Genomic DNA, 20,378 nt, shown 5'->3' with positions numbered 1-20,378 from the left:
GGTGAGAGAATGCTTGGAAAATGGCTGATGCATAAAGTGAAACATCGGGAAGATGAAACGATCCCAAGCATTCTCGAGTTATTTCGGCAGTCGAGTGACTTTGTTGAGTATGATTTTGAGCTGGAGTCAGCCTGTTACAAAATCGCTTATTTCCGGACGATGGTTGACTCGGATCGCCTGAATCGCGACATCTTGGCCTATTTGCCAAAAGCGAAAAAACAAAGCTTGGATGCGCTGCTTGAAGCAGTTCCGATTACTGATAAACAGCTTGTATATTCAGGAAACGAATTACGGAATAAGGCGATGGCCGGTTTTGTCATTCTCTATGAAAAAGACAATCCCTCCGCTTGTGGTGTCATTGAAGTATCGATGGAATCCGATCGGCAGGTTTCTCCTCCTGAAAATGAATTTAGTGTTGCCGGTCCACGAGAGTCCTTTATTGAATCACTGGACACGAATATCAATTTAATCCGGAAAAGGCTGCCTTTGCCGCAATTGGAAGTAAAAGAAATGAAGATTGGGAAAATTACCCAAACGCGTGTCTGCCTTCTTTATATTCAGGGTCTGGTCGACCAGGATAATTTGCAAACGATGCAGCAAAGGCTCGAAAAAGTAGAATTTGATCAGGTGATTGACAGCAGTTCCCTTGCGCAAATGATTACCGATAATACGATGTCGATGTTTCCCCAGCTGATCAATACTGAAAGACCGGAAAGGGTCGCGGCGGTTCTGGCGGAAGGGAAAGTAGCGTTTATGTGTGACGGGTCGCCGGAGGCTGTTTTCGGTCCGACGACTTTAATTGAGTTTTTTTCGTCATTGGAGGACTATTTCCTCCCATGGCAGATTGCTTCCGCCGTCCGGCTGCTACGCTTTGTGGCGGTAGCTTTTTCGATTTTGGCGACGCCGATTTATGTCGCCGTGCTAACCTATCATTATGAACTCATTCCACGTGATTTACTGGCAACGATTATTGCCTCGCGCAGTAATCTGCCGTTTCCTCCTATAATTGAAGCGGTATTTCTTGAGCTGACCATTGAGCTGTTACGAGAAGCCGGGGCGCGGTTGCCGACTAAAGTCGGACAAACGATCGGTATCGTTGGCGGAATTGTGATTGGGCAGGCGTCGGTGGAAGCGGGGCTGACAAGTAATATTTTGTTAATCATCGTCGCGCTGGCGGCATTAGCTTCCTTTACGACGCCTGTCTACCAAATGGGCAATACGATCCGTCTGATTCGCTTTCCGTTTATTATTGCCGCAGCCATTGCCGGCGGGGTCGGCGTCGTCGTTTGCGGCCTCTATACACTTGTTCATCTGCTTCATCTTACATCGCTCGGAAGACCGTATTTGGCTCCGCTCTTTCCGCCACGGTTTAAAGATTGGAAGGATGCTTTTATCCGGCTGCCTTTCAGCTGGATGTCCTCGCGACCGGTTTATTTAAGACCGCGTGATAAAGGGCGCTTCAATTTCAGCAGAGCGACAAGGAAGGAAGATATCGATGAGTAAAGGGTCGACAATTGGTGATAAACCGATAAAAGAGCAATATTTAGTATCTGGATTTTTAGTGCTGTTTTTGATTCACAGCACGCAAATTGGCGTCGGTGTGCTAAGCTTTCAGCGCTCGGTTGTAAAGTCAGCCGGTTATGACGGCTGGATCTCTGTCCTGCTTGCCGGTGTCGTCGTCTCGCTCATTATCAGTTGTATGTATATCCTCCTTAAAAGGGCGAATGGGGATATAATTACGATTCATCGGCAAATTTTCGGAAAGTGGATCGGAAATGGCTTCAGCATCCTTGTCGGCGTTTATTTTATGGCGCTGGCGATCCTTGTCTTGAGGTCGTATATCGAAATCGTTCAAGTGTGGATATTTCCTGATCTGCCGACCTGGGTTGCCCTTTCTTTCGCTATGTTGTTTTTTTATTATGTGGTCGCAGGAGGGTTCAGAACCGTCGTCGGTTTGGCCTTTTTAGGAGTCGTGATTCCTTCTCTTTTATTCCCGTTGCTTCTTTTGCCGCTTGAATATGCGCATTTTCTCAATATCCTTCCAATCTGGAAGCATACTTTCACGGAAATTGCGTTAGGCGCGCGTGATACGACGCTGAGCTTTCTCGGATTTGAGCTGTTGCTCATGTATTATCCATTTTTAAAGCAAAACGAATTTACGCAAAAATGGGCTCAACTGGGAGCGATCTTGACGACGGTCACCTATACGATCATTATGGTTGTCAGTTTGGTCTTTTACAGTGAAGAACAGCTTAACCGGACGATTTGGGCAACGCTGACCTTATTTAAGGTGATTGAGCTTCCCTTTCTTGAACGATTTGAATATATCGGCATCTCTATTTGGCTGATTTTAATCACGCCTAATATTGCGCTAAGCTTATGGGCGGCAAGCAGATGTGCGAAGCGGGTTTTTCATATGAATCAACGACTTGCTTTAGTGCTGGCGCTTATCATCGTTGCAGCTGCGATCACCTTTTTACCGACGAGGCAGGAAATCAACCTTTTTAACGAATGGGTCGGAACCGTTGGCTTTTATTTTTGCTTTCTTTATATCCCGCTTTTAGTACTTCTTCAAACGATCGTCTTGAAAGTAAGGAGGAATAAACATGGCCAAACGATGGATGTCTAGCGTCTGTTTGGCAGTACTTTTCCTAACGGGCTGCTTACAAACAAATGTGATTGACGAAGTCTCCCTCATCCGCTTAGCCGCCTATGATCTCGATGATGAACAACAGCTGAAAATCACGGTCAGTTTTCCGACTTTTATTGAGCAAGGGGGGAAAAACGTGCTTGAAAAGGGAATTATTGAGGCCAGTGGGGATACGGCAAAAGGAACGAAAGTCATGTTAAATAAGCGGGCCCAGCGGCCATTGGTGCTTGGCCAAATCAGAGTCATTTTATTTAGCCGGGAGCTGGCTGAACAAGGGATTGAGGATTTAGTCGATTCCCTCTACCGTGATCCGTCGGTAGGAAATCGGATTTTGCTGGCGGTTGTTGATGGTCGGGCCGAGGAGGTTCTGAAGACCGAGTTGGGCTCAGGGGAGCAGGCCGGTGTTTTTCTGTCCGATTTGTTGCGGCAAAATATGGAGCAGAATATGATCCCTTCGACTAATTTGCACAACTTTTTATTCAGCTTTTATAGTGATGCGCGTGATCCGTATCTTCCTCTTATTAAAAAAGCCGGAGATACTGTCCGTGTCGCAGGAACGGCATTATTTAAGGCCGATGTCGTCCATACGACTTTATCGGGTGATGATTCTTTCTTGCTTAAACTGCTCACGACACCGGCCCGGCAGGCGACACAGCAGTTTACGCTTAATGGAGAAGGAGCAACTAGTCATGTCGTAATTGAGAAACTGAATAGTGAATTAAAAAAAGAAGTAGAGAAAACGGAGACGGGGCCTATCTTTCGCTATAATATGACAATCGATGGGGAAATCATTGATTATACAGGAGAAATGAATTTGGATGAACCTGGGGTTGTGAAGGAGGTGCAGGAAAAAATAGAAGAGGAAATCACGAGGCGGCTGACAGATATGCTATACCAATATCGCGATGAAGGAATTGACCCGGTCGGCGTCGGCGAGCTTTACCGCAGCACGACACGCGACTGGCGTCCGGAAGAATGGAAAAACAGCATTTATCCAGCGGCGACCTTTGAATTGGATATTGAGTTAAACGTAATCCAGTCTGGGGCGATTGAATAAATCAGGAATATTTTTTAACGGATTTCCATATGATACTGATATCTGTGAATAAATCAAATAGACCAGCTTCGCTTTAAAGGGAAAGACTGGTTGTGATATCGGAATGGGAGGACGTCATGGTTGATTTAATAAAACGAGTCTGCATTGCGCTTGCCTTAGCTGCTTTTATTAGCATGTTATTTATTACATCGACAACTTCATTTGCGGCAGAATACGAATCAGGTTTCAGCGATGACCTGATTTGGCCGACGGTTGGCGAAGTGACGGATTCTTTTGGGACAAGGGAGGGCAAGCATTATGGGATTGATATTGCCGCCCCCGAGGGCACGCCGGTAGTGTCAGTAGCGAGCGGGACGGTTTCCCGCTCCTATGTTTCTCATACATATGGACAAGTCGTGTTTATCGAGCATGATAATGGCTTGGAAACGGTATACGCGCATCTACACGAACGCATCGTCGATGAAGGAGAGCAGGTAGAAGAGGGAGAAAAAATCGGTTCCGTCGGCAATACGGGCCGCTCGTCCGGCAATCATTTGCATTTTGAGGTTCATCACGGCAGCTGGAATCCGGAAAAGTCAGATTCGATTGACCCGCTTCATGTACTTTCAACGGACACGGGTGCGATGTATGCGGCAATTGGCGGCGTCTTTGAAGAGGAAGAGGAAAGAAAAACAGTGGCGACGCTAAGCATCCAGTCGGAACATACAGCCCGGGGAGAACAGGTGAATGATGAAACAGCAGTCTATGTCGAGGTGGAGTCCGGAGATACACTGTGGGGAATTGCGTCTGATTTTAAGGTGACCGTAGAGCATTTGCAGCAGTGGAACGAGCTTGAGACCGATTTGATTACTGTCGGTTCGACGCTCGTTGTATACCCTGAACGGGTCGATGGTGCTCATGTCATTGAGCAGGGAGAGACTCTCTCGGCGATTGCCGCCAAATACGAGCTGACGGCGGAGCAAATCATTGAACTGAATCAGCTTTCTTCCGATCTTATTTATCCGGGGCAGCTTCTGACAATTAAAGAATGAGAGGCGGAGCAGTCTATAATTCGCCTGTGAAATATGGTAAAATAGGAGGTAGCTCGACGGGTACGTAGAACGGGGAAATGGTGAAATGAACATAGATATCGAGCTGTTTCAATGGCTCAACCGACAAACGGATTTGAATAGCTCCCAAATTGATTTAGTCGATGGGTTTGTTTTCATGCTGCGTAAAATCAAGCAGCATGGTTCTATTCGTATGGTCGGAAACAGAGAGTTTCATTCCCGCTTTTGGCGCTCTCATGACCGGGCGTTCGGCTATCAACTTATGAAGAAGAAAGGCAGGCAGCAACGGGCCCACCTCTATCAATTTTATTGCGACATCGCCTTTGAGGAAGCACTGCTCAAAACGGATGGAACGATCGTCACGCTGACCGAAGCCGGCGAGGCTTATTTGCGTCAGAGCAAGGACAAGCAGCTCGACCTGCTGTTTTCGTATATATGGTAGGAATGAGGCTGTGACAAAAGGTTGTTTTTTAAACCTTTTGTCACAGCCTTTAAGCAATGAGCGGAACCGCCACGATCTTTTAAAGCCCGTTGTGAGTGGGTTTCTCACAACGGGCTTGTGGCGTGTGAAGCCATTTCCAGTAGGTCCAAAGCTAGCTTTGTCTCAAGCTCTTTTTAACATTCAATCTTATCGGCGATGTGGATGTCTTCCATTTTGAGAAGGGCGTCGATGACCGTGTCATCGACGAGCTTATCGACAGCGACCATCATAATCGCTTCTCCGCCTTCTTCTTTCCGGCCAACTTGCATCGTCGCGATGTTGACATTATGCTCAGCAAGCAATTGTCCCATACGGCCGATGACGCCTGGACGGTCATTGTGCTGGATGTAGATGAGGTGTCCTTCCGGAATGAAATCAACTGTGAATCCGTTGACGTTGACAATTCTTGGACCGTATTCCTTCACGTATGTTCCTTTAATTTCAAACGTACGGTTTTCGCCGCGGACAACAGCGTGAATCATATTGGAATAGCCGTACGTTTTGTTTAAGTGCTTCTCGCCGAAGCTGATGCCGCGTTCTTTGGCGATCAGGCTCGCATTGACATCATTGACGGCAGCGTCAACACGCGGCTGGAGAAAGCCGGCCATCAAGCTTCTTGTCGTAATCGACGTTTCCAGCTCTGTTACCGTTCCGCCGTAAAACACATCGATTTCCTGAACAGGAGTCATCATGACCTGTGACAGGATGTTCCCCATTTTCTTTGTTAATTCATAGAATGGTTTCACCTTTTCGTACACTTCCTTGGAAAGTGTCGGTAAATTAATAGAGTTGCTCGCTGGCTCGCCTTGAAGGAAATGGAGCACTTCTTCGGACACTTGGGCGGCGACATTGAGCTGCGCTTCTTTCGTAGAAGCAGCGATATGCGGAGTGGCAATCACTTTTTCAAATGATAGCAGCTCCTGATCGGCAACCGGCTCTTCTTCAAATACGTCAAGCGCCGCACCGGCAATATGACCGTTATTTAAGTAGTGTTTTAACGCTTCCTGATCGATAATTCCTCCGCGGGCACAGTTAATGAGAAAAACGCCCGGCTTTGTTTTGGCGATGTTTTTCATCCCGAGTAAGCCTTTTGTTTCTTTTGTCAGCGGTGTATGAACCGTAATAATATCAGCGTTTTCAAGGACTTCATCAAGCGAAGCTGTCTCGACACCAACCTTTTGCGCACGCTCTTGCGTTAAGAACGGGTCGAAGACGAGCAAGGACATTTCAAATGCTTTTGCCCGTTGAGCGAGCTGTGTACCAATCCGGCCAAAACCGATAATTCCAAGCGTTTTTCCTCTAAGCTCAAAGCCCTGGAACGCTTTGCGGTTCCATTCTCCGGCTTTGATGGAAGCATTGGCTTGCGGAATGTTTCGCATGACGGCCATCATCATCGCAAACGTGTGCTCCGCAGTTGAAATCGTATTCCCGTCCGGTGCGTTCACGACGACAACCCCGCGTTTCGTTGCAGCATCGAGGTCGATATTATCGACGCCGACCCCCGCTCTGGCAATGATTTTCAGCTTCGGCATCTTATCAAGCAGCTCACCTGTCACAGTTGTTGCACTGCGGACAAGTAGCGCGTCGAAGATCGATAAGTCTTCAACATCATTGACATTTTTCTCGACACAGCGGACCTGGTCACTTTCCAGTAAAGGCAGAAGCCCTTCCTTGCTCATGCTGTCTGAGACAAGAATGTTAAATTGTCCCTCTTTTGCTGCAGTTTCAGGATGATCAATGACAACTTGCTTGTTCATACTCTCTACACTCCTTTAAAAATCTGTTTTCTTTACTATGCGTAAAAATGAAAGCGGTATAACAAAAAAACCTTCTGCCCACACGACGGGAGTCGTGAGGGGCGGAAGGTTCAAACCGCGGTGCCACCCTCATTCATGCGCAACGCGTGCGCATCTCAGGGAGAGATACTCTCCAAGATAACGGATTTATCCGAATACATCTACTGACCTTCAATGTATGAACTCCGAAGGGCTCTGGAGGATGAAGCCAAACTAGTTCACAGCACCCACTAGCTCTCTGAATTGGCTTTTCATGCTCCCATCTTCATCATCGTTTTTCTAATGTGTAATTGTTCGTGAATAATAGTATTAATTGTTTGATAATTTATCATATCAAATGGCTTCTGTCAATCAGAAAATGACGAACAAAAGAAAAGATTTTTTCGTTTTTCTTCGTGAATAGCGTGATTGACGATAATTTTGTATCAAAAGAAGTTCGTTATCATATATATCGACTAGAGGAGGGGAGGCTTTGAAACATGTCGTAGGACCGGGAGAGACAGTGGCCATCATTGCGGCCAGCTATCAGATTCGGCCAATTGATCTGATCATGCTCAATCCGATCATTTACGCGGAAAACAGTTATGTTCCTCGCGGAGCCGAGCTTACACTTCCGCAAGAGGCGAAGTATTGCCCAGACACGTTCATTGATGACGTAAGGACAGAGTTTGGCCACGAGCAGCTGGTGGCATTGCTGCCTGTCTGGAAAGAAAAAGGGATTCGCAGTGAAATCATTGGCTATTCGGTCATGAAAAAACCGATTTACGCATTTTTTATCGGCAGCGGGAAGAAGAACGTTTTTTATTCGGGAGGCTGGCATGCGAACGAGTGGCATACAGCAAAGCTGCTGGCTCGTTTCCTCGACCGGCTTGCCTCATACAAGCAAAAAAAAGAAGCGTGGTTTGAGTACGACATCGAAGCGATATTGCAGCAAGTGACACTTGTCGTCGTTCCACTCGTCAACCCGGATGGTGTTGAGCTTGTGTTGCAGGGAATTTCCCCTGAGCATCCTTATTATCAGGACGTGCTTGCCATCAACAAAGGGATGACCAGGTTCGATCACTGGTCGAGCAATATTCGCGGCGTCGATTTGAATCATCAATGGCCGGCGGAGTGGGAAAGAGAAGCGGGTGAAAGTCCCCAGGAGCCTTGGCCGCGTCATTACAGCGGGCAGGCTCCATTAACCGAGCCGGAAGCACTTGCGGTGTATGAATTGGCTCTTCGTGAGTCGTTCTCTCATGTGCTTGCCTTCCATTCCCAGGGGCAGGTGATCTATTGGGGCTATCGCGGCTATGAGCCGCCTGAGAGCAAAGAAATGGTGACGCGCCTTTCTCTCGCCAGCTCTTACACTCCGGTTCATACGGCGGACAGCGACGGCGGCTTTAAGGACTGGTTTATTCAGGAAACTGGAAGGCCGGGCTTTACAGTGGAGGTCGGGACCGGCATCAACCCATTACCGCCAGGGGCCTTTGCCGAAATATGGGCCAATAATGTCAAGCTCGCACTTGAGGGTCTGCAGCTTTAAACGCAAGTGGCTGGGCAAAATTTTGCCCAGCCATGATCTTTTTCTCGCAACGGGCTTGTGGCAGTTTTGTCTCAAAAAGCAAAAGCCGATGAATCGAGATCATCGGCTTTCCATTAAATGGGCCTATTCAAATTTAAGCGCATCGCCGTCAAATGACTCGTCGGCAACTTTAATTGAGTCCGTCGGGCAGCCCTCTTGAGCATCGATCATATCTTCCTCAAGCTCCTCAGGCACTTCAGCTGTCCCTTGATTATCATCAAGAATAACGAAGGCAATTCCTTCATCATCATAATCATAAATATCTGGAGCAGCCGCGCCGCACGCACCGCATGCAATACATGTGTCTTTATCGACAATTGTATATTTAGCCATGGTTAAACCTCCAATTCCACTCTCTTTTCTATTGTTTAATGTCGCATCTTCTGATTTATTGTAAAACGGAATGAGAAACATTTCAACCAATTCAACTGAACAGTGCCATTATTTTTTTCAACTTTCTTCTTTCTTACACGTCCACTCAGACGATTTTCCACCCCATTAAACGTGGAATTTGCTAAAATAAACAAAAGAGCTAGTTTTTTCGCAGGAAAAGGTGGGAGGCGAATGAACGCCCAGCAAGCATTCATTTGTATCATTATAAGCGCCTATGAGGCAGACCGTTCGATTTATGGCGTTTACCATATCGTAAAAGGCAAGAAATCTTCTCAAACCATTCAAGACGCAGCCTTGTTTTCCCTGTTGCCTTATTTTGGCGTGTTGCCGGCGTTAACACGGGCTGAACTGGAGCAGGCTGTACGGGAACTTCACCAGCAAAAATGGCTGGAAAAAGTCGGCGAGGACCGCTTCGTCTTAACGGGGCAAGGTCAGGCGGCACTTGACGCTTTTCTACAGCTTCATCCGGTTATGAAGGAGCTAAACGGCTGGGAGTACCATACGTTGACGGAGACGGCCTGGCTCAGGCTGCGCTTGTATATTCAATCGTTAACCCATCTCGTCGCCAGGATGCCATCCTTTTATCCGCTGACGCACGAGCCTGACATCCAGCGCTGGGTGAAAAACAAGCTGCCGCCGTCTGATAAAAGGGAGACCGTTCACCGTGAGCTGTATGCGGAGTTAGTATCCTTTTTAAAAACCTGCCGGCAGGAGCAGGCCTTTGTTTTTGTCCATCAATTATCAGGGAAAAAACGGGCAGGAATGACAAAGCAGCAGCTCGCATCCGCACTCGGCTGGCATCCGTCTACGGTTCACCTTTATCATATGGCGACCTTGCATCAGATGTTCAACACAACAGCGAAACAGCCGGAGCGTTACCGCCGCTTGGCGATGTTTGCCGCTGATCTGAAGCAGGAGGTCGTGCTGACGGCATCGACGAAGCAGACAATGGAGCTGCTTGCTGAAGGCTATTCACTTGAGGAGATCAGCCGTATTAGAAAGTTAAAGCAAAATACGATCGAAGACCACATCGTCGAAATCGCCTGGCATCATAGCGCCTTTTCGATCCGGCCCTTTGTCCGTCAGGAATGGGAGCAGCAAATCATTGAGGTGGCGGAGCAGCTTGGGACGAGCCGTCTGCGCGAGCTGAAGGACAGATTGCCGCAGGAGGTCAGCTATTTTATGATCCGGCTGGTGATGGCCAAAAGGAAGGTGAGTCATGGAGCTTGAACGAGCATTACAAACTTTTTTCGGCTATTCGACTTTCCGAAGCGGACAAAAGGACGTTATCGAAGCATTGAGGCAAGGGCAGGATGTGATCGCTACATTGCCAACCGGTACCGGGAAATCGGTCTGTTACCAGCTGCCTGCTTTATTGGCGGAGGGGATCACCGTGGTCATTTCTCCGCTTCTGTCGTTAATGGAGGATCAAGTGCAGCAGCTGCGCACGGAAGGAATCAGGGCGGTTACGGCGTTAAACAGCTTTATGAACTGGAAGGAGCGGGAAAGCGTCCTGCGAAAGCTGTCCGAGTATAAGATGGTTTATCTTTCACCGGAAATGCTGCAAATGGCTCATGTCCAACAGCGTTTACGCGAAGTGGGAATCGCCTATTTCGTCGTCGATGAGGCCCATTGTATTTCGCAATGGGGACATGATTTCAGACCGGATTATTTGCGGCTCGGCACGTTGAAGGACGAGCTTGGCTGTCCGCCGTGTCTGGCGGTGACAGCGACGGCGACAGAAGCGGTGATTGAGGATATGGAGAAAAGCCTGCAACTAAGGCAGCCGGTGCTTCTGCGCTATCCGTCCGATCGTCCGGTGATTTCCTACCGGGTCGAAGCGTACCGCACGACGGAGGAAAAGCTCGACAGACTGAAAGAGCTTGTCAGAAAGCTTAGAGGCCCGGGGATGATTTATTTTTCCAGCCGGCTCTGGACGGAAAGATGCGCTCGTCTTTTGCAGGAGGAAGGAATCGGGCGAGTGACGTTTTATCATGGCGGCTTGTCGACAGAGGATCGACTTTTAATTCAGGAGCAGTTTATGAACGGACAAATTGACGTCGTCTGCTGCACAAGCGCCTTCGGAATGGGGATTAACAAGAAAGATATTCGCTATGTGCTGCACTTTCATTATCCAGCCGACATGGAGTCCTATGTTCAGGAAATCGGCCGTGCGGCACGCGACGGCAAGCCGAGTCTTGCGCTTTTACTCTATAGTGAAGAAGATAAAGGAAGAGTAAGGCTGTTAACCGACAGACTGGCACTTGAAGAGTCCGGCTTAAAGGACGCCTTACGCTCGATCAGCGGTGGTGCTGAGCTGACAAGAGAGCTGGAAGAGCAGTTTCGTGCGCGGACGGGCGGCGAGGAAGCAATCTGGAGGCTGACGCGCTATTTTTTGCAGGAAGAGGGTGCCTTGAACGGCGAGCGGATTGAGCCTTTTTCCGCCGGGCGGATGTATGAACGGATTCAGACAGCCCATGAACAGCATTTGAAACAGAAACAGCATAAGCTGTCGGCTTTTGAGGCATGGATTGCGGGTACGGGATGCCGCCGTGAAGCATTACTCGCTTATTTTTCAGAAAAAATAGGCGAACGGCCTGAGCAATGCTGTGATCAGTGCGGGGCGAATGTCGAAGCTTTCTTTAGTGAATCACAGCGAATGTCCGTACCGTTAAAAAGATGGGAAGAAGCACTTGAACAGCTTTTTTTTGAACAGTAGGGGCGGTCTGATGGGCTGCACGCCGCTTCGGGACTGCCCGGGAAAGGGAAACGATGACATCACAAAAAGAAATTCTTGCATCATTAACAGATAAACAGCTGCTTATCCAGGTATATGTTACACAGGGGCTATTGCTCGGTTTGTCCTTCGTCATCGGATTTTTTGTTTTTGACAACCGGGAAGCGTTTTGGGCGTTATTTCAAAATGAGCTGTTTCCTATTGTACTCATTGGCGGTGGCTTGGCCCTGGCTGTCATCATGCTTGATGTTATGCTTGAAAGGCTGCTCCCCGCCGAATGGCTCGATGATGGCGGGCTGAATGAACGGCTTTTCCGAAGCTTAACGACGCCGCGGCTCCTGCTCGTTTGTGCGACTGTCGCCGTGGCCGAAGAAATCTTTTTTCGCGGCGTGCTGCAAACAGCGTTCGGTCTCGTTGCCGCCAGCCTGCTGTTTGCCGTCGTCCATGGCCGCTATTTGCCGAAGCCATGGTTATTTGGCCAGGTGATTGCTGTTAGCTTTTTACTTGGTCTAACCTTTGAATGGACAGGGAATCTTCTCATCACGATTTTTGCCCATTTTCTGATTGATGTCGTAGTAGGGATGTTAATTCGCGCTCGTGCTCAAAAGGACATGAGAGAGGTAAAGGAGGTATAAGATGTCAAGGAAGGTAAATGATCAGGCGGACGGACTCCGTCAGCAAATGAAAAAGCACGAAAGCGAGACGGCTTCCCTTCCACCGCGTTCCGAAGTCCATAAAAACAGACCGAAGCCGATCAAGCTGAAACTCTCATTCCCATTAGTGCGCTTACTATTGATCTTGTTTTTTATCATTGTCGTCCTCGTCCTGTCCATCCCTTACTGGCTGCAATAGCCGCTTCTATGATTGCTTTGTCCCTCATAGAATGAAGAGGGGGTGAAAAAAGATGAAAAGCAGGCTGGAGGGGGAAAGAGAGGGCATTCAAGTATTGATGAATGAACTCGTCGCGCGGAAGCAAAAATGGGAAGACGTTGAAAAGGCAAAATCAAGATGGTCGCTGTTTTTGCTCGGCTGCCTCGCGCTGCTTGTTTTTGCCGTCTATCGCTTATTTATCGAAAGCGGAGCTGCTTCCTCGACCCGGCTGATCTCTGTCCTGACGACGGACCCTTTTTTTATCGGGGCCGCGGTCCTTTGCGCGATCGGCTATTGGCAACTCCGCTTTTTCAGCAAAAAGGAGGATAAAGCGGAAAAGGAGTACGAAGAACTGCGGCTTGATATTATCGCCCGCAGCCCTGAGCTGTGGGAGGATGATCGCTCCTGGAAAAAGCGCGAGCAAACATATGCCTTTATGAAACGTGTCCACGGAGTCAATTTGTACCACAAGTGACGGGCTTGCCTCGAAAAGGGGAAAGGCCGGTGAGATAATGCTTAAGGAGCTTGAGACATGGCAATGGCTTCACACGCAACAAAGCCCGTTGTGAGAAACCCACTCACAACGGGCTTTAAAAGATCGTGGCGGTTCCGCTTCATTGCTTAGAGAGACAAAAACAACCTTTTTTCCCAGACTCCTTTGTCAGCACGAGGCAGGGGCCGGCTGGGCCGGCTGTCCGAAGAACAGGTAGCTGGATCGGCAAAACGGGGAACCGTGTATATGGATGAGCTGCTCATTGTATGCTTCAATTTGTCCAAAGGCGACTGTTTTTCCTTGCTGGGAGTCAAATACCTCGACAGGAATCCCTAAACGGTAATTAAATGATACGTCTTGGTCGGTTACGAGCGATTTGTTCGTCAGTTTCGTCAGAATCACGTGAATCACTCCTTCATGTTTGTTCATAATCACCCTTGAATGTAAACGTTTCCTTTTCTCTGTTACTTTCAGTATACTGACTATTCACTAAATATTCAATCAATTTGTTTGTTTTTCTGACGTGTTAAAATTCTTTGTTTTGTCACATTATTACGGTAGCTAAGGTGATAACTGTGTTAGGATAAAATAAGAAAATGTGATAATGGAGTAAGGAGTGGATATTCATGACAGGAGTTCAATTACTTGCGATCCTCGGCTTTGGATTTTTAGCGATGATTTTAGCTGTGAGCATGGCTATTTACATGCTTAAAGTTTCAGATGAAGCTGAATAAAAAAAGAATGTTTTACCGGTTGTCTAAGACTATTTCATGCTGATCGAAAGCAGATGAAATAGTCTTTTTTGTTACCCTGTTTTCAATTTTCTGTTAGAAAGGTACAATAAAAAAAAGAGGAAGGGGAGACGAACGATGCTTAACCGTTTACTTGCAAGAATGGAAGAGCTTTACCCGGAGATGATCGAGCTGCGCCGGCTGCTTCATGCTGAACCTGAATTGTCATTTGAGGAAGTGAAAACGCCGGCGATGATCGCCGATTATTTAGAGCGGCTCGGTGTTGAGGTGAAAAGAGGGGTCGGCGGACGAGGCGTAGTCGGTTACATAAAGGGTGGTAAGCCGGGAAAGACCGTGGCGCTGCGGGCTGATTTTGATGCTTTGCCAATTACGGAAGAAACCGGTCTGCCATTTGCATCGAAAAACCCCGGTGTGATGCACGCCTGTGGCCATGACGGTCATACGGCGACGCTGTTGGTCGTCGCCAAGGCTTTGATGGAAATACGCGCCGAGCTTCCCGGGACAGTCGTGCTGATTCATCAGTTTGCGGAAGAGCTGGCGCCGGGCGGTGCAATTGCGATGATCGAGGACGGCTGCCTGGAGGGGGTTGACGCGATTTACGGCACGCATCTCTGGACGCCGATTCCAGTAGGGGAGATCGGCTATAGAGAAGGTGCGATCATGGCCGCGGCGGACCGTTTTGATGTGACGATTCTCGGTCGCGGCGGTCATGGGGCGAGTCCGCATGAAACGGTTGATTCCATCGCTGTTGCTTCAGCAGTCGTCGGGCAGCTTCAGCATATCGTCAGCCGCAATGTCGATCCGCTCAAGTCGGCAGTGATCAGCGTCGGGTCATTTCAAGCGGGCGGCGCCTTTAATGTAATCGCCGATCAGGCGGAATTGGTCGGAACGGTGCGCACGTTTGATCCAGACGTGCAGGAGCTGTTAATCAAAAGAATCGAAGAAGTGATTCAGGGCACTTGCGCAGCAATGGGTGCGAGCTATACGTATTCGTATAAAAAAGGCTATCCGGCTGTCATTAATGATGCTGTGGAAACAGAGCGCTTTGTCAGCAGCGCGCAGGCCGTGCATCCAGCAAAGGACATCGTCGAGATTGAACCGGTGATGGGTGGAGAAGATTTTGCCTATTATTTGCAGCATGTGCCGGGCAGTTTCTTTTTTACCGGAGCGGGAAATGAAGCAAAAGGTTTAACGTATCCGCATCATCATCCTAAATTTGATTTTGATGAAAGGGCGATGGTCATTGCCGCCAAAGGCTTAGTGAGCGCTGCCCTCCACTTTTTACAGGAAGCCAAAGCGGAGCAGCCTGTTAGCGGGCAGGATGTCCTCAAAAAAAGATAGGTCCGGGATCTAACAGAGCTGTTTCCCTCATGTGGTATAATGTCAGCAGAGATACAGGGAACATTTTTTATCACTTGTCCGAATATTCGTGCAGGTAGAAGGTTTTGGTCTCCCCTCTGCTTCCGTTTATGACCGAGAGCGAATGTCAGAGATGTTTCAAAAGGAAACTAATCGCCTTTTGAAACATCTCTTCTTAATTTTTTTAAAAAAAGACGGCTCTGACGCTGTGGAGCTTGAGGTCTAAAGAAAAAGCACGTGGCGGCGTGTCTTATTGCCAAATGAAGGTAAAAAGCCGGAATGAAACCTTTTATCAACATCGGGCGTTACATAAGCATCATGATAAAAGCAAGCTTGCTGGAGAGATAGAGAGACAGGTGTACACCGAAATCGGAGGTCTTGAAGATGGAAGAACAATTAGTTTTGCGCGCAAAGCAAGGAGATGATGAAGCCTTTAGCCAGCTGATTGAACAGCATTTAAAAACAGTGGAAAAATTCGCCTATCAACTTGGTGTTCATCATATGCATGTTGAAGACGTCACGCAGGAAGTGTTTATAAAAGTCTACCGTTTTTTAAATAAGCATAACCGTGGAAAGTTTACAACATGGCTTTATTCAATCACCCTGAATGTCGTCAGGGATTTCTACCGTAGCGAACAGCGTCAAAAAAGAAAAACGCAGGCGCTGAAGCAAATGGCTCCGGAAAGCACGTATGTGGAGCCGTTTTTTGACGAAGAATCAAAGGTGTTGCATGATTTTATTCAATCATTAGATGAGAAATACAAAATTCCGATCATTCTTCATTATTTTCATGATTTGCCTTATCAGGAAATCGCTGAGGTGCTCAATGTAACAGAGGGAGCTGTGAAAACGAGGATGCTGCGAGCAAAGAAGCAGTTGAAAGGAAAGTTTGAAAAAGTAGGTGAGCAGCTATGAATGATCAACAATTAAAAGAGATGATGGATAAACTGAAGGGGCAGTATGATCAGCTGCCGCAAAAATCGTCATCTTCCCATATAATGGCGCAAATTGAAAAGGAAAAACGCCCGCGGTGGGGCCGCTTTTTTCATCGTTGGCAGGCGGTGGCGATGATTGTCCTAGCGCTTGGTCTCGGCAGTGTGCTGACGATCAGTCAGCTTGGAAATTTCAGCTCGGAAGCACCAAGTGACTCAAGTGGAGACGAGGCTGAGCTAGCCGTGATGCCGGATGCCGAAAGTGGACAAAGTGAGGAAGAGGTTACCATATTCAACGATGCTCCGGAAATCAACGAATTCGCAACGGATGAACCGGCGATGGATTCCCGGGAAGCAGTACCGAATGAGAATGAGGATGCTGCTGAATCGACGGATGCCGGGGGCGAGACTGAGGTCATTGAATCGAGTGAGCGGTTCGAGGAAGTAATTATGATGGAAGGGATGGAGGAAACGATCCTCCTTAAGGAAGTGCAAAGTCCGGAACTGAACTTTACGACAAGGGTTAATGAACAGTATGTCGTTGAGCAAATGGCTTCTGAAGAAGGCCAGACGTTGCAGTTTTTTACAAACTTTGCCGGAGAGCCGGCAACGACGCCTTTCTTTACGCTGACAGAAGAGCAGATCGACGCCGCTTCGCCTGAAGAGCTGGAGGCTTCATTGCGTGAGCGCTTTGAAGCCGCCGGCTGGACGGAGAGCGAAGAGGGATGGCCGCTTTCTTCTCATGAGACAGAGCTGACATTTGCTGCCGAACTAAGCTTTGAAACGGAAGGGGCGACGCTTGAAACCGCGATTATTGAGGATGAGGGCGTTTATTACCGCCTCACTGCGGAGATAAACATAAGCGGTGACGGCGGGGAAAGAGTGTTTCGTGATATCGGCGTCCTGCTGAAATACGCTGAATTTGAATAAGCCGGTTTGAGCAAACGCGTCACCCGGGGTGTGCCAAAAGGAAAACCAACCTTTGCGGCGCACCCTGTTTTGCTGGAAACTGCTGAAAAAGTACGATTTCCACTTTTTTAGCAGTGTTACAAAAAAAGGACGTTTTTCAGTGGCCTCGTTTTGCTGCCGGCTGTCGGCTAGCTTGAAAATGTAAGGGAAAGAAGGGACTGTTGTCCATTTCCGCGCATATGTATGATAGAAAAAGGGGATGTCGCTGTGAGGATGGCAGTCTGGGTATATATAAGGATACTGCTGTTAGTAACCGCTTATGGCGGAGTTGCAGCTGCTGCGAGTCTTTTTCCCCGTTCGCCGATATGGGAGCTTTCGGCTTTTATCGGAGAAGTGTTGTTTTCTCCATTTAAGCTGCTGGCGGCCTGTCTGCTATTTATCGCCGGGTTTCTCGCGTATTCATTTTTTATTCGCGACTTGATCAGCAGCTACGTTCCGCATTATACAAAGAGACCGGGAAAACGTCCGACGCTCGTGTTTGGCTGCGCCGCATTAGTAACGTTTGTCCCTCTCTTTCTGAGTCATCGTTTTCTCGCATGTTTCGCGCTTTTTCTTGCTCTCTGGTATGGTATAATGGATGTCGGTTTTATGAGAAAACGCTGGAAATAGGAAGCTAAGGAGTACTGCATAGGATGAACATCTTCATTTACCTTATGGTGGCGGCAGGAGCCGTCCTTGTTTTTTATATGATTACGGAGGCTTTTCGGACGCGGGTTCGTCATCATCAGCTGTCATTCGGGCAACTGCCGGCAGCCTTTGACGGCTTCCGGCTGTTTTTTATTAGCGATATTCATCGCCGTCGCCTGCCTGATCCGCTCATTGAAACGATCCGGGGAAACGTCGATCTTGTGATTATTGGCGGCGATTTATGTGAAAAAGGAGTGCCGCTTGCCCGGATTGAGGATAATTTGCGCCGGCTCGCCTCACTCGGACCGTGCGTCTTTGTCTGGGGCAATAACGACGAAGAAGTCGGAGCGCAGCAGCTGCGCCGGTTGCTTGCGCGTCATCACGTGATCGAGCTTGTCAATTCATGTAAGGTCATTACGCGCGGAGCGGATCAGCTGTTTATCGGTGGGGTGGATGACATTGGACACAAGCGGGACGACCTCAGTCAAGTTAACGCCCAGAGCGAGGAAGGCTTTGCGGTTCTTGTCAGTCACTACCCCGATATCGTCGATGTTTTGCCGCACGATCACCCCTTTTCTCTCATCCTGAGCGGGCACACGCATGGGGGACAAATCAGAATCTTTGGCTGGGGACTGGAGGAGAAGGGACAAATGAAGCACAGGCCCGGTTATGTGCATCTCATCAGCAATGGCTTTGGCACCTCGACCCTCCCGCTTCGATTGGCTGCTCCCGCTGAAACCCATCTGATCCAGCTTCGGCGGGCAAAATAGCGTTGTATAAAGGAGTTGTACAAAGTTTACACAAGTTGTATCATTCGCTATACTGGGGAGTAAGTAGATGAACGTGTAAAGCCCAAAGATCAGGCGCGTTATGTGCATTTGAATGTGACGGGCCTGAGTTGCGGCTTCATGAGCGCGAAAATGAGACGTTTTTTCGTTACTCAGCAGGAGGAGAAGGATATGACCTCGAAAGAAGGGAAATATAATATTAAAGCGATTTCGACGATGTTAGGAATTCAAGCGGGTACTCTCCGGGCCTGGGAGCGCCGCTACCGGATTGTTAAGCCAATCCGCAATGCAGCGGGACATCGCCTGTATTCTGATGAACATGTCGCAATTCTGCGCTGGTTACTTGATAAAGTAAATAAAGGGTTTACGATTGGACAAGCTGTCGGCCTGTTAGAAAAAGATCACGCTGTTTCACTGAATTCCCAGCAGGAAGCACGCTATGAAGATTATGCGGCGAGGCTTGGCGACGACATGTTAACAGCGCTGCTTGCTTTTCGGGAAAGGGAAGCCCATGATTTGTTAAATCAGGCTTTCAGTATGTTCAGTGTCGATAAAGTAACGGTCGACATTTTAGGCGCCCTGCTTATAAAGGTTGGGGAGTTGCGGAAAAATGAGGAGATTTCACTTGCCGGTGAGCAGTTTGTCACGACTTTTTTACGGACGAAAATTGGCATGATTCTTCACAGCTTTCCGGTTGATGGCTTTTTACCAAGGGTCGTTACTGTCTGCGGACCTGATGAAGCCGATGAATGGGGCTTGATGAGCTATAAGCTGTTTCTGCGGCAGAAAGGGTTTGAAGTCATCTGCTTAGGCAAGAAAATTCCGGCTGACGATGTCGAACAGGTCATCAAGGAAGTGGAGGCACGGATGTTCTTTACATCCTGTATGAAGGATGGAAATCTTCCCGATGTGATGGACTTGATAAGACGGCTTAGTGAAGCGTACCCGCAGCTGATCATTGGTGCTGGCGGCAAGGCGATCGAGCTGCACGGCCCGGCAGAAAAATACCGGGTAGGGTCAACAAGGCCGGAGTGGGAAAGCTGGCTGCAAAAACAGCTCAGGGGATAGAAAAAAATGGTCTTCCTGTTTACGAACCTTCTTTTCTGTCTTCTCATATCGTATAGTAAGACTTTTCTACGGATGAATCCGCTTAAGCATGTAGGGAGTTCAGGGACAAAGGAGGGGGAAAAATGCGTCTTGAACGCTTGGCATCTAATAAATTCAAGGTGTTTTTAACATATGACGATTTAAAGGAACGGGGCATATCAAAGGAAGATTTGTGGCAGGATGTGCCAAAGGTTCATGATTTGTTTCGCGATATGATGCTTGAAGCAGATGATGAGCTTGGTTTTAAAGTAGACGGCCCAGTGGCTGTTGAAGTATATGCTATGCCGGCGCAAGGCATGGTGATCATTGTGACAAAGGGCCTGCCTGATGATCACTATGGACTTGATTACGATGAAGGGTATATTGAAATGCAGGTCACGCTTGATGAGACGGAAGAGATCTTTTATGAATTTCAGGATATAGAAGATGTGATTGATCTCGCGGCGCGGCTGTACGCCTTTGGCGCGATAGGTGGCACGCTCTACTCGTTTGAGAACCGCTATTATTTGAGCTTCGAGGAGTACGACCTCGATGAGATTGAAGAGGAAGCATTTGTCGCCCTTTTGTCTGAATACGGAAATCCTGCGACCGTTTCTTCCTTCCGCGTAGCCGAATATGGCAAAGTGATTGCAGAGCACGAAGCGATTTTACAGCTGTATATGAATTTCATTGGAGGAAAAAGGACTGATCAATGATAGAATCAGTCTTTTTTTGCCGTTTTCTTGAAAAAAGATTATGATACAATAGCCTAGAC

The 20,378-nt window shown here is 48.1% G+C and carries 21 protein-coding genes and 1 other annotated feature; of the genes, 18 read left to right on the top strand and 3 right to left on the bottom strand.

Annotated features, from left to right (window positions below; genetic code table 11):
• The first annotated feature begins 9 nt into the window (after positions 1 to 9).
• From ABMB67_RS02855 to ABMB67_RS02835, 5 genes are all read left to right on the top strand, one after another.
• Entirely contained in the window at positions 10 to 1,503 is a 1,494-nt protein-coding gene (locus ABMB67_RS02855) for a spore germination protein (RefSeq protein ID WP_251222454.1), read from the top strand.
• Complete coding sequence (locus ABMB67_RS02850; RefSeq protein ID WP_354571038.1) at positions 1,496 to 2,629, top strand: GerAB/ArcD/ProY family transporter; 1,134 nt, start codon at positions 1,496 to 1,498, stop codon at positions 2,627 to 2,629. Before ABMB67_RS02855 ends, ABMB67_RS02850 begins: the two co-directional genes overlap by 8 nt.
• A complete protein-coding gene (locus tag ABMB67_RS02845) occupies positions 2,607 to 3,707 on the top strand; it encodes a Ger(x)C family spore germination protein (RefSeq protein WP_354571037.1) in 1,101 nt (366 codons plus the stop codon). Before ABMB67_RS02850 ends, ABMB67_RS02845 begins: the two co-directional genes overlap by 23 nt.
• A gap of 116 nt (positions 3,708 to 3,823) precedes the next feature.
• Positions 3,824 to 4,738, top strand: coding sequence for a peptidoglycan DD-metalloendopeptidase family protein (locus ABMB67_RS02840; RefSeq protein ID WP_354571036.1), 915 nt, complete (start codon positions 3,824 to 3,826; stop codon positions 4,736 to 4,738).
• A gap of 85 nt (positions 4,739 to 4,823) precedes the next feature.
• Entirely contained in the window at positions 4,824 to 5,198 is a 375-nt protein-coding gene (locus tag ABMB67_RS02835) for a hypothetical protein (protein WP_251222450.1), read from the top strand.
• Positions 5,199 to 5,371: 173 nt separating this feature from the next.
• Here ABMB67_RS02835 and serA read toward each other — a convergent pair whose 3' ends face one another.
• Entirely contained in the window at positions 5,372 to 6,994 is a 1,623-nt protein-coding gene (serA, locus tag ABMB67_RS02830) for a phosphoglycerate dehydrogenase (RefSeq protein WP_251222449.1), read from the bottom strand.
• A gap of 94 nt (positions 6,995 to 7,088) precedes the next feature.
• Positions 7,089 to 7,314 (bottom strand) — a binding site (T-box leader).
• A gap of 191 nt (positions 7,315 to 7,505) precedes the next feature.
• Between serA and ABMB67_RS02825 the strand changes: the two genes are divergently transcribed.
• On the top strand, positions 7,506 to 8,558 hold the full coding sequence (locus ABMB67_RS02825) for a M14 family metallopeptidase (protein WP_354571035.1): 1,053 nt from the start codon (positions 7,506 to 7,508) through the stop codon (positions 8,556 to 8,558).
• A gap of 123 nt (positions 8,559 to 8,681) precedes the next feature.
• Here ABMB67_RS02825 and ABMB67_RS02820 read toward each other — a convergent pair whose 3' ends face one another.
• On the bottom strand, positions 8,682 to 8,930 hold the full coding sequence (locus ABMB67_RS02820; RefSeq protein WP_251222447.1) for a ferredoxin: 249 nt from the start codon (positions 8,928 to 8,930) through the stop codon (positions 8,682 to 8,684).
• 231 nt (positions 8,931 to 9,161) lie between these two features.
• Here ABMB67_RS02820 and ABMB67_RS02815 point away from each other — a divergent pair, with 231 nt between their 5' ends.
• Genes ABMB67_RS02815 through ABMB67_RS02795 form a run of 5 tightly spaced genes read left to right on the top strand, consistent with a single transcriptional unit; the run spans position 9,162 to position 13,072 of the window.
• Positions 9,162 to 10,220, top strand: a complete 1,059-nt coding sequence (locus ABMB67_RS02815) for a YpbB family protein (protein WP_354571034.1) — start codon at positions 9,162 to 9,164, stop codon at positions 10,218 to 10,220.
• Positions 10,210 to 11,709 (top strand): RecQ family ATP-dependent DNA helicase, encoded by a 1,500-nt coding sequence (locus ABMB67_RS02810; RefSeq protein ID WP_354571033.1) that lies wholly within the window; start codon positions 10,210 to 10,212, stop codon positions 11,707 to 11,709. The genes ABMB67_RS02815 and ABMB67_RS02810 overlap by 11 nt, the downstream gene beginning before the upstream one ends.
• 53 nt (positions 11,710 to 11,762) lie before the next feature.
• Positions 11,763 to 12,362, top strand: coding sequence for a CPBP family intramembrane glutamic endopeptidase (locus tag ABMB67_RS02805; protein ID WP_354571032.1), 600 nt, complete (start codon positions 11,763 to 11,765; stop codon positions 12,360 to 12,362).
• Between the two features lies 1 nt (position 12,363).
• Positions 12,364 to 12,579: a hypothetical protein gene (locus ABMB67_RS02800; RefSeq protein WP_251222443.1), complete on the top strand. Its 216-nt coding sequence runs from the start codon at positions 12,364 to 12,366 to the stop codon at positions 12,577 to 12,579.
• Positions 12,580 to 12,631: 52 nt separating this feature from the next.
• Positions 12,632 to 13,072 carry a DUF2663 family protein gene (locus tag ABMB67_RS02795; RefSeq protein ID WP_354571031.1) on the top strand — a complete coding sequence of 147 codons (441 nt, stop codon included), beginning with the start codon at positions 12,632 to 12,634 and terminating at the stop codon, positions 13,070 to 13,072.
• A 186-nt stretch (positions 13,073 to 13,258) separates the two neighbouring features.
• On the opposite strand, the gene ABMB67_RS02790 is transcribed toward ABMB67_RS02795, so the two are convergent.
• Positions 13,259 to 13,492, bottom strand: a complete 234-nt coding sequence (locus tag ABMB67_RS02790) for a hypothetical protein (protein ID WP_251222441.1) — start codon at positions 13,490 to 13,492, stop codon at positions 13,259 to 13,261.
• A 467-nt stretch (positions 13,493 to 13,959) separates the two neighbouring features.
• Here ABMB67_RS02790 and ABMB67_RS02785 point away from each other — a divergent pair, with 467 nt between their 5' ends.
• The 7 genes from ABMB67_RS02785 to ABMB67_RS02755 all read left to right on the top strand — a co-directional run bounded on the left by ABMB67_RS02785 (position 13,960) and on the right by ABMB67_RS02755 (position 20,319).
• Entirely contained in the window at positions 13,960 to 15,183 is a 1,224-nt protein-coding gene (locus ABMB67_RS02785) for a M20 family metallopeptidase (RefSeq protein ID WP_354571030.1), read from the top strand.
• Between the two features lie 402 nt (positions 15,184 to 15,585).
• Positions 15,586 to 16,116 (top strand): RNA polymerase sigma factor, encoded by a 531-nt coding sequence (locus ABMB67_RS02780; protein WP_251222439.1) that lies wholly within the window; start codon positions 15,586 to 15,588, stop codon positions 16,114 to 16,116.
• A complete protein-coding gene (locus tag ABMB67_RS02775; RefSeq protein WP_251222438.1) occupies positions 16,113 to 17,063 on the top strand; it encodes a hypothetical protein in 951 nt (316 codons plus the stop codon). The genes ABMB67_RS02780 and ABMB67_RS02775 overlap by 4 nt, the downstream gene beginning before the upstream one ends.
• Positions 17,064 to 17,315: 252 nt before the next feature.
• Complete coding sequence (locus ABMB67_RS02770; protein ID WP_251222437.1) at positions 17,316 to 17,711, top strand: hypothetical protein; 396 nt, start codon at positions 17,316 to 17,318, stop codon at positions 17,709 to 17,711.
• 23 nt (positions 17,712 to 17,734) lie between these two features.
• Positions 17,735 to 18,499, top strand: a complete 765-nt coding sequence (locus ABMB67_RS02765; protein ID WP_251222436.1) for a metallophosphoesterase — start codon at positions 17,735 to 17,737, stop codon at positions 18,497 to 18,499.
• Positions 18,500 to 18,688: 189 nt separating this feature from the next.
• Positions 18,689 to 19,585 (top strand): MerR family transcriptional regulator, encoded by an 897-nt coding sequence (locus ABMB67_RS02760; RefSeq protein ID WP_354571029.1) that lies wholly within the window; start codon positions 18,689 to 18,691, stop codon positions 19,583 to 19,585.
• Positions 19,586 to 19,707: 122 nt separating this feature from the next.
• Positions 19,708 to 20,319 carry a genetic competence negative regulator gene (locus ABMB67_RS02755; RefSeq protein ID WP_251222434.1) on the top strand — a complete coding sequence of 204 codons (612 nt, stop codon included), beginning with the start codon at positions 19,708 to 19,710 and terminating at the stop codon, positions 20,317 to 20,319.
• Positions 20,320 to 20,378 lie beyond the last annotated feature (59 nt).

Origin of the sequence: Halalkalibacter oceani, assembly GCF_040544555.1 — a bacterium.
GTDB lineage: Bacteria > Bacillota > Bacilli > Bacillales > Bacillaceae_D > Halalkalibacter > Halalkalibacter oceani.
This window is presented reverse-complemented; position numbering and strand designations above follow the sequence as displayed.

Coding starts and splice junctions, on each gene's coding strand:
- ABMB67_RS02840 (WP_354571036.1), top strand. CDS start 3,824: ATGGTTGATTTAATAAAACGAGTCTGCATTGCGCTTGCCTTAGCTGCT.
- ABMB67_RS02815 (WP_354571034.1), top strand. CDS start 9,162: ATGAACGCCCAGCAAGCATTCATTTGTATCATTATAAGCGCCTATGAG.
- ABMB67_RS02835 (WP_251222450.1), top strand. CDS start 4,824: ATGAACATAGATATCGAGCTGTTTCAATGGCTCAACCGACAAACGGAT.
- ABMB67_RS02850 (WP_354571038.1), top strand. CDS start 1,496: ATGAGTAAAGGGTCGACAATTGGTGATAAACCGATAAAAGAGCAATAT.
- ABMB67_RS02770 (WP_251222437.1), top strand. CDS start 17,316: ATGGCAGTCTGGGTATATATAAGGATACTGCTGTTAGTAACCGCTTAT.
- ABMB67_RS02785 (WP_354571030.1), top strand. CDS start 13,960: ATGCTTAACCGTTTACTTGCAAGAATGGAAGAGCTTTACCCGGAGATG.
- ABMB67_RS02820 (WP_251222447.1), bottom strand. CDS start 8,930: ATGGCTAAATATACAATTGTCGATAAAGACACATGTATTGCATGCGGT.
- ABMB67_RS02805 (WP_354571032.1), top strand. CDS start 11,763: ATGACATCACAAAAAGAAATTCTTGCATCATTAACAGATAAACAGCTG.
- ABMB67_RS02800 (WP_251222443.1), top strand. CDS start 12,364: ATGTCAAGGAAGGTAAATGATCAGGCGGACGGACTCCGTCAGCAAATG.
- ABMB67_RS02795 (WP_354571031.1), top strand. CDS start 12,632: ATGAAAAGCAGGCTGGAGGGGGAAAGAGAGGGCATTCAAGTATTGATG.
- ABMB67_RS02760 (WP_354571029.1), top strand. CDS start 18,689: ATGACCTCGAAAGAAGGGAAATATAATATTAAAGCGATTTCGACGATG.
- serA (WP_251222449.1), bottom strand. CDS start 6,994: ATGAACAAGCAAGTTGTCATTGATCATCCTGAAACTGCAGCAAAAGAG.
- ABMB67_RS02855 (WP_251222454.1), top strand. CDS start 10: ATGCTTGGAAAATGGCTGATGCATAAAGTGAAACATCGGGAAGATGAA.
- ABMB67_RS02810 (WP_354571033.1), top strand. CDS start 10,210: ATGGAGCTTGAACGAGCATTACAAACTTTTTTCGGCTATTCGACTTTC.
- ABMB67_RS02845 (WP_354571037.1), top strand. CDS start 2,607: ATGGCCAAACGATGGATGTCTAGCGTCTGTTTGGCAGTACTTTTCCTA.
- ABMB67_RS02765 (WP_251222436.1), top strand. CDS start 17,735: ATGAACATCTTCATTTACCTTATGGTGGCGGCAGGAGCCGTCCTTGTT.
- ABMB67_RS02755 (WP_251222434.1), top strand. CDS start 19,708: ATGCGTCTTGAACGCTTGGCATCTAATAAATTCAAGGTGTTTTTAACA.
- ABMB67_RS02780 (WP_251222439.1), top strand. CDS start 15,586: ATGGAAGAACAATTAGTTTTGCGCGCAAAGCAAGGAGATGATGAAGCC.
- ABMB67_RS02775 (WP_251222438.1), top strand. CDS start 16,113: ATGAATGATCAACAATTAAAAGAGATGATGGATAAACTGAAGGGGCAG.